Here is an 8,897-nt window from a genome sequence, read left to right on the forward strand (position 1 = left end):
CTCTTCATGCAGTACACTCTCCTTTATTACAACACGCACTTCAATTTCTTCACGAGGAAGTAGAGAAGAAACAATTCCTAAAACTTCGTGTGTATACTTTCTTGCCCCTCCTCCACCGGCTGGGCCATTTGTGTAAAGAGATTCAACCTCTTCACCAATTTTAGCGGCTTCGCTTAGACTTTGTGCTTTAGCTGCGACTCTTAGTCGGACTTCGTATGGTTCATTCCATTGCCCAAACGTATTCCGGTGTGTGGATGAAACACCGATATAATCAATCCGCAACTCATCAAAACTCTTCTCAAGTCTCGTTCTCATAATGTCTCCAGCTAGTTGTGCCCGTCCCAATGCATTTGAACCTGCATATGAAATTTCCCCTTCTCCTATAAACCCTGCATGGTAACCGACGCTTACTTTTAACGTTTCCGGCCGTTTCTTTCCTTTCCCTCCTGTTACTTCAATTCGATTCGGTCCTGCCTCTCGAAGCTTTACTGACATGAAGTCTGCAATTACATCAGGTGTAATGTATTCGTTAGGATTTGTGACTTCATATAAAAGCTGTTCTTTCGCCGTCATTAGATTGATAACTCCACCTGTATTTGAAACTTTTGTAATCAAGGCAGAACCGTCTGCTCGAACCTCCGCATACGGAAATCCTAAGTTCTCCAAGTGTGGAACATCCTTTTTCCCAGGATCTGCGTAATAACCACCAGCAATTTGACCTCCGCATTCCAAAAGGTGGCCAATAATGGTTCCTTTTGCAATCAAATCTGTCTCGTCAACCGACCAGCCGAAGTGGTGAACCATTGGCGCTAAAAATAAGGATGGATCCGCCACTCTCCCGGTCAGAATAATGTCTGCTTCTTTTTCTAACGCAGGTAAAATAGCTTCAACACCAAGATAGGCATTTGCCGATAAAATTGGGCCATATGAATGTAGAGGCTTATTTGTTTCCATAGTCTGTGCATCTGTTTCCAGGAATGACGATACATCATCCCCTGTCACAGCCGCCACTTTGATAGAAAGACCTAGTCGTTGGGCAATTTCAATTACTTTTTCAGCACCACTGACCGGGTTGGCTGCTCCCATATTTGTAATTAAGCGCACACCATTTTGAATGAGTGTTGGAAGTAAAAGCTCCATACGCTTTTCAAGCAGCGGATCATAGCCCAATGAAGAATTCTCTTTTTTTCGCTTATGCGCCAGCGCGATTGTCCGTTCAGCCAAACATTCCAACACTAGATAATCCAAATTCCCTTTTTCTGCAAGGAGCAGTGCGGGTTCCAACCGATCACCTGAAAATCCTGCACCTGATCCGATTCTAATCAACATAATCACCTCAAATAATAGTAATAGCTCCTGTTAGCAGGGCTACAATAGTCATGATAATTGTTGTTCCAAATGCCCATTTAAAAATAAAACGCTGATGATCCCCTAAATCAACGCCTGTCATTCCTATAAGAATAAACGTAGAGGCTGTTAATGGACTTAATGGGAAGCCGGTTGTCATTTGCCCCAGTATAGCTGCCCGGCCAACTTCGATGGGATCAATTCCAAAAGTAGAAGCGGTTTGACTAATGATAGGTAAAACTCCAAAATAGTAAGCATCCGGTGTAAAAACTAAACTTAGAGGCATGCTTGTTATAGCTGTCAAAATAGGTAAGTAGCCCGCCATCGCTTCAGGAATAACCGACACCATTGAAAGCGCCATTGCATCAATCATTTTTGTTCCGGTCAAAATACCGGTAAAAATGCCCGCCGCAAAAATCATGGTCGAAACCATAACAACGTTGTTTGCATGACTTGTGATCCGCTCCATCTGTTGTTTTTGGTTTGGGTAATTCACCAATAAAGCAATTGCAAAAGCAATAATAAATAAAGTAGGTAGTGGAAGCCATACTTTGATTAAAGCGATGAGAAGAATCAGTGTCAAAATAAGATTGAACCAAAAAAGTTGGGGACGTTTAAATTCTAACGTCGTTGCCGCTAATTCTTGAAAAGCTATGTTGTCCTTTTCCCCCATATCTATAATCCCTAATCTTTCCCTTTCTCTTTTTCCAAGCAAATAGGATGAAAACAACACCCATAGGACACCTGCAACCATAGCAGGTAGAATAGGATTAAATAGTTGAGCAGAAGTGACATTCAAAGTTGCCATCGCCCTTGCAGTTGGACCGCCCCAAGGTGCAAGATTCATGACACCTGCGCCCAAAGCCACTACACCTGCTAAAATGAGAGGGTTCATCTTCAATCTCTTATAAAGAGGAAGTAGGGCGGAAATAGTAATCATAAAAGTAGAAGCACCATCCCCATCCAAGGATACAAGCATCGTGATAACAGCCGTGCCCACCACCACTTTTAAGGGATCTCCTTTCACGATAAGAAGCATCTTGGATACGATTGGATCAAACAAACCCGTGTCCATCATCAGTCCAAAATATAAAACAGCAAAAGCCACCATAATTCCCGTAGGAGCAACCTTTACGATACCAGCTAACATCATTTCTCCTATCCCCAAGCCAAATCCGCCAATCAAAGAGAAAACGATTGGCACCAACACCAGAGCGATTAAGACTGATAAACGTTTTGTCATAATGAGGTAAAGGAAAACCCCTATTGTCAAGAAACCTAAAATAGCTAACATATAATCCCTCCCAATGAGTCGTAAATTGAATGTTTACTGACATAGTTCAGATGAAATTTTTTCCCCACGAGGCATATTTACCAAGGATTTCATTGCCCTTTCTATAAGAATTTTGCTGTGCACTATACTTTTGCAAGAACCATGCCTAAACAATATTTAAATTATTATTGCAGTTTGATTTTCTTAGGTGTTTGTTCACTCTAATGCTGATTTATCAGTTATTTAAGTACTCATTTAAAAATTTTAAAAACAAAAAAAGAAAGCACTTTGTTGATAGCGCTTTCATTTATAGTGGATTCAAATTCTAATTTTTTAGAAAATATCACTAAGATTCTCAAATAAATTACTTTATCCCCTAATTCTAAAGCCTTGGTTGATTTCTAATTTTTTAGAAATCAATGGATATTATTCTAATTTTTTAGAAATCACTTTAAATAATACGGTATTTTTTCATTTTATTATATAAGGTGGCCAAGGACACCCCTAGAGAATTTGCGGTCTTTTTTCTTCCTTCCATATCATTTCCAAACCGCCCCAAAATTTCTTGGATGAATTTTGATTCTGCTTCTTCCGTTATATCCTTTAGTGTTTGACCGTTTGGTTTTAGAGTAGAATCTAAGCGATTCAATTCGAGCTTCATCAATACATCAGGTAGGTGTTGGATCTTTATCTCCATACCTTCTGCCATACAAGTTGCATAGTCAATCACATTTCTCAATTCCCGAACATTGCCAGGCCATTCATATGACCGTAAAAATTCTAAAGTTTGTTCGTCAATAGTGTACATAGAACCCTCCTTAACAGATGGAGTTAATGACGAACGAAGCAATGAATGAACCAGTTCAGGGATATCCTCTCTTCGTTCTCGAAGAGGTGCTATCTTTAAGCCTATAACATTAAGTCTATAAAACAAATCTCCGCGAAAATGATTTTTATTTACAAGCTGTTGTAGATCACGATGTGTAGCGGCAATAATCCTGACATCAATATTTCGCTCTTCTGTTTCTCCTACTCTTCTGATCTTACTTTCTTGTAACACCCTAAGTAACTTAGCCTGAAGATCATATGACATATCACCAATTTCATCCAAAAAGAGCGTACCCTGGTCTGCCATTTCAAATAAGCCGATTTTACCGCCTTTTTTTGCATTGGTAAAAGCCCCATCTCCATAACCGAATAACTCACTTTCTAATAAAGAAGGTGGAATTGACGCACAATTAACTGGAATAAAAGGCTTATTACCACGATGGCTTTTATGATGAATAGCCTGTGCGAATAACTCTTTTCCTGTCCCGCTCTCGCCGATAATTAAAATTGGAAAGTTGGAATCGGAAACCCGTTTTGCCACATACACAACGTCCTTCAACCCGCCATCTTTTCCAATGATGTCATCAAAAGTGTATTTTACTTGATAAAGCGAATTCATCTGCTTTTTAAGCTGCCGGACTTTCTCGTTTTGTTTTTGAAGTTCAATTGACAATTTATGAACTTCAGTTAAACTTTTGCAGACGGACACAGCGCCAACAACCTGTTCATTGAGAATAATTGGAGCCATATCGACCACATATTCTCGGTCTTTTGTCTTTCGGTAGACTCCAACACGACACCGACAATCTTTTAGTGTTTTTGTAAGTTGCGCTCCGGGCCGATATTTTACCAGTGGCTTCCCTATGATTTCAGCAGTAACACCTGTAATACGTGTATATTCAGGATTGATCATCCTTACATACCCATTATGATCAATCACTAAAACACCATCATTGATTGATTCTATAATTGCTTTCCACCAGCCTATGCTATTTTCACTAATTGAAGCATTGTTTTTATTATTTGATTGCTCTTTCAAGGAAATAACTCCTTTCACGGCTTATAGTCCATATTTCACCTTTTTTCATCTGGATCATTTCTTTATTTTTATCTCTAAACTGCCCATTCGTAATAATTTTCTTTGTGGTTGTTATGTGTCGCTTGGCATGTCTGGAGAGGTTAGTTGCTGCAACGACGTTGTGCGTCTACTTATCATTGTGTGCAACCTTATTGACTACCTATGTTTTCGAATCGTTTTATCTTAGTGTAGAAGTATGCATAAATAGGCATTTAAGGATTTGACTTGGAGCGCCTTGGGGGACGATTGTCTTGAAAGACTGAAGAAGCAGTTATTTCATGAAACAGCCAATCCTATCATAAAGTCCAATCAATGTGTACGTTGAATATTATAGATTTACTTTAAATATTGTCTCAACTAAATCAGCCATTTTTCTACCCTAAAACTACGTTGAACCCGGTGGTAAATCCAATTCTAGCTAATCGGGTTTTAATAGAAAGTTTTGACTGGCGTTTTAATACGGTTCAAAATCAACTAACTCAATGATATAGAAGCGAAAATGACCTAAGCCTCTCTGCTTCTTAGAAAGGCTTAGGTCACTTTAAGTGCAAAATCAATTCTTCCGAGACATTTTCATTGCGAATGAGTACATATCCGATCGGAATAACCCTTTATAATATTCTACTAAGTTACCATCAGAATCAAAAATCATTCGTTCTGTAATCAGCAAGCACATCGTTTCGGCTATTCCTAAATGTTCTGCATCTTCTTTTGTTGGAAAGCCGCAGGTTATGATTTGTTCCGCTTCACAAAAGTCAATGTTTAGATCACCTTCGAGTGCATCATACAATACGGTTGTACTTAAATCGAATTTCGTCAATTTTTTTCCCAGGTCCAATGAATAATAATGCAATTCTATGGCTATTGGGACATCCCCCTGCAACCGCAGCCTTTTAATATGGTAAGATTCATCATCAAACCCATTTGCATCAGCTATATTTTCAGGTGTCATTACACGGCCATGATCCAGTAGTTCAATTCCCATGCTTTTAGTGGTTTCCGTAAAACTTATCATCTTAAGCCATTCTTGTACAGGTTTAAGGGAAACGAACGTTCCCTTCCCATGCCTTTTTTCCAATATCCCCTCACGAACCAGGATGGATACGGCTTCCCGTACAGTGCTTCTGCTGACAGAATACATATCCATGAGTTCCCTTTCACTCGGGATTTTATCTTTATAATAACCTTCCAAAATCTGATTTTCCAATATGGTTTTCAATTGAGCATGTAAAGGGATTGGATTTTTAAAGTCTAACTCCATAAAATTTCCTCCAAACAGAAAAAGACATCGTAATGTTCGTATCAGTTCTTATATTATTGTAAACCAAATAATTATAATATTCAAACATGCCGACGGTCGATTTTTCCTTAAATTAGGATTTTACTATTTTTCCACTCCTTCTTTTCCAATAAAACGTTTCTTTAGATGAAAAAAACCTGAATAGTTTTATGTATTCAGGGCTTATCCTATATGCAACCTTCATCACGTTTCAGGCATATTTAATGGGCAAAAATAGAAAAGCTTATCTATTAAACGATAAAGTACGAGATTATCGAAAGCAACAAAGAAGTAATGGTCATGGCTAAAAGAGGACGCATGGCTTTTGTCCGCAGTGCCTGCAGGCTAACATTGAGTCCAAGACCGATCATGGCCATTGTCAATATAAATGTAGTCGTTTTGGAAATACCATCCATTACTAGAGGTGACACTGTAATATACGTTCCAAACACATAACTTCCTATTAAACTCATGATTATAAAACCAATGAGGAACCATGGAAAATCAATTTTGGCATCATGGCCCATTTTCCCGGATGAGCGTTTTTTCATCCAAAACATAAAAATGAAACATAATGGGATAAGTAAAAAGACACGGCCCAATTTTGCAAGAAGTGCAATCGCTAGCGCATCCTCACCCGCCGGTGCTCCCGCCAAAGCAACATGTGCGATTTCATGAAGACTGATCCCAGACCAAATTCCATAATCCAAAGCTGATAGCGGAAGGACCGGACGTAAAAGTGTATAAACAATGGAGAAAAGTGTTCCCATTAACGCGATTATCCCGACGCCTATGGCTGTATCTTCTTCCTTTGCTTTCACGATAGGAGATATTGCCGCGATGGCTGCTGCACCGCATATTCCGGTTCCTACAGCAAGAAGAAGGGAAATGGAGGCATCTGCCTTAAACCACTTTGCAATCAGGACCATCACGACTATTGCAAAAGTCACTGTTCCTATGTCACGTACCAACAATGGCAGACCCTGATTGAAAATCACATCGATATTTAATTTCAACCCGTATAAAATAATGGCAAAACGCAAAAGTTTTTTTGCGGAAAATTCAATTCCCGTCCGGAACTTTTCTGGATATCCCGCAATTTGACGATAAATCACGGCAATGATGATCGAGCAAGCAAGTGGACCGATTCGATTGAATCCTGCAATCTTGGACAGCCCCAAGCCTAAGAGGGCAATAAAAAAGGTGAATGCGATACCGCTCAGCCACAAGACCACCCTGTTTTGAAGCAATTTTTGCTGCTCTTGCGGTGTTTCTTCCAGTGGCTCATATTTTTCTAATTCCATATATTCCTTCCCCCTTTCCAGATAAACTAAAGCCCAAATTACGGATCATCCCAACCTTTCAATCGTTTGAAAAAAATCGGTTTCTTCTATATTGGTAGGTGAATTCCCTTTAATAAAACACTCGGATTTCTTTAAAAAAGGCAAGCTTGGATTTTGATTCCCCCACAATTCAGGAACGGTCAGGGTCTGGGAACGATGGGACCTTAAGGCACGGATCTTTTTCTGTAAAGTCCCTGCTATATTCACTCTTGTGATACTGCTCATCCCGTTTTCCTTTATCCATTCATCATAAAAAGCATGCCAAAGGACAAAGTATAGACTATGAACCTTAAAAGCTGGAAATACTGAATCTGGATAATAATCGGGATCACCGGATTTTAGATAAGCAAATTCGGCAGCACGGCCTATCGCACAATGATCTGGATGCCCCCCATATTTCCCGTGGAATGTTACTAGTGCATCCGGTTGAACTTCACGAATCAACTTTACGATTCTCTCAGCCAATAAATCGAAGCTTTCAAATTCAATCGTTTTATCCCTTACGTTTAAAAATCGCAGGTCGCTTATCCCCAATTCTTCACAAGCTCTTTTTAACTCCTCTACCCTTAGTTCAGGCAATGCCTCCCTTGTTGTAATGATGGGATTTCCCATGCGCCTGCCCATTTCGCCTTTTGTCGCACAAAGTAATGTAATATGAACACCTCGCTCAGACATTTTGGCAATGGTGCCTCCACACAGGAATGACTCATCATCGGGATGTGCAAGAACCACCAATAACCTATGTTGTGATTGCATATTTCCTCCTACTTCGGATTCTCCAGTTTTCCCCCTGTTAGACCCACCATGAAAAAATGGACATGGATGTCATAACGGTTAGACATGTCATGCCCATCTTCACTTTTCGTCTATATATAGTCCCTAAAGCTCAATCATCCATTTTTATTAGCATAATTCATATAAAACGGATTTAACCGTTTCTATGACAAAGCGTAGATCTTCAACGGTCGAAGATAAAGGCGGTGCAATGATCAATACGTTTCCATATCCAGGAACTGTATCACCATTACGGCCGATGATAAGACCCTTTTCCTTGCAAGCCCCGATTATTTTACCCATGAACGCATCGGAAACAGGCGTTTTTGTCTTTTTATCTTCCACTAATTCAATGCCATATAAAAACCCTACTCCCCGAACTTCCCCTACTTTATCCAAGGCTTTCAGTTCAAAGAGCTCACTTAGTGTCGATTCACTAAGCTCAGATACACGTTGAACGATTTTTTCATTTTCCAAGATTTCAATGTTCTTTAGCGCAACTGCGCAAGATGCAGGGTGCCCTCCATATGTTGACACATGCCTGAAATGATTTAAATTTCCGTTCTCTTTGAATTTCTCGTAAATCCTGGAATTCACCGCCGTTGCTCCAAGGGGAAGATAACCGCTGGTCAAACCCTTTGCCATTGTAACAATATCCGGCTGAACTCCATCGGAGTGCATGAACCCAAACATCTTTCCGGTTCTTCCAAAACCTGAAACCACTTCATCCACAATTAAAAGAACATCATGCTTCTTACAGATTTCCGAAACCCTCGTTAAGTATTCTTTGGAAGGAATAAGGACCCCTCCACCAGAGATGAATGGTTCAAGAATCACACCAGCTACCGTTTCAGCCCCTTCAAAGTTAATGACCTGATCGATATATTCAGCTGCAAGCAAATCGGAATGTTCAACGTTTTCCCCAAACGGACTCCGATAACTGTACGGCGGTGGCACATGCAGGAAACCTGGAAC

General features: G+C 39.9%; 7 protein-coding genes. All 7 read right to left on the reverse strand.

The features are described from left to right. The coding region (locus tag ACFVSH_RS19305) for an acyclic terpene utilization AtuA family protein (RefSeq protein ID WP_387707370.1) at positions 1-1,329 on the reverse strand (1,329 nt) is incomplete at its 3' end. Between the two features lie 7 nt (positions 1,330-1,336). After that, a complete protein-coding gene (locus ACFVSH_RS19310) occupies positions 1,337-2,641 on the reverse strand; it encodes a CitMHS family transporter (RefSeq protein WP_387595637.1) in 1,305 nt (434 codons plus the stop codon). Between the two features lie 430 nt (positions 2,642-3,071). Next, positions 3,072-4,487 (reverse strand): sigma-54 interaction domain-containing protein, encoded by a 1,416-nt coding sequence (locus ACFVSH_RS19315; RefSeq protein WP_387595634.1) that lies wholly within the window; start codon positions 4,485-4,487, stop codon positions 3,072-3,074. Positions 4,488-5,079: 592 nt separating this feature from the next. After that, entirely contained in the window at positions 5,080-5,787 is a 708-nt protein-coding gene (locus tag ACFVSH_RS19320) for a GntR family transcriptional regulator (protein ID WP_192204444.1), read from the reverse strand. A gap of 269 nt (positions 5,788-6,056) precedes the next feature. Further along, positions 6,057-7,109 carry a YeiH family protein gene (locus ACFVSH_RS19325; protein WP_387707372.1) on the reverse strand — a complete coding sequence of 351 codons (1,053 nt, stop codon included), beginning with the start codon at positions 7,107-7,109 and terminating at the stop codon, positions 6,057-6,059. Positions 7,110-7,154: 45 nt separating this feature from the next. After that, entirely contained in the window at positions 7,155-7,904 is a 750-nt protein-coding gene (locus ACFVSH_RS19330) for a PIG-L family deacetylase (RefSeq protein WP_387707374.1), read from the reverse strand. Positions 7,905-8,051: 147 nt separating this feature from the next. After that, the coding region (locus ACFVSH_RS19335; RefSeq protein ID WP_387707376.1) for an aminotransferase class III-fold pyridoxal phosphate-dependent enzyme at positions 8,052-8,897 on the reverse strand (846 nt) is incomplete at its 5' end.

Source organism: Peribacillus sp. NPDC058002 (assembly GCF_042886655.1).
GTDB lineage: Bacteria > Bacillota > Bacilli > Bacillales > DSM-1321 > Peribacillus > Peribacillus aracenensis.

What these genes read in the sequence shown, in the direction of transcription:
- ACFVSH_RS19310 (WP_387595637.1), bottom strand. Translation starts at nt 2,641, where the DNA reads ATGTTAGCTATTTTAGGTTTCTTGACAATAGGGGTTTTCCTTTACCTC.
- ACFVSH_RS19320 (WP_192204444.1), bottom strand. Translation starts at nt 5,787, where the DNA reads ATGGAGTTAGACTTTAAAAATCCAATCCCTTTACATGCTCAATTGAAA.
- ACFVSH_RS19325 (WP_387707372.1), bottom strand. Translation starts at nt 7,109, where the DNA reads ATGGAATTAGAAAAATATGAGCCACTGGAAGAAACACCGCAAGAGCAG.
- ACFVSH_RS19330 (WP_387707374.1), bottom strand. Translation starts at nt 7,904, where the DNA reads ATGCAATCACAACATAGGTTATTGGTGGTTCTTGCACATCCCGATGAT.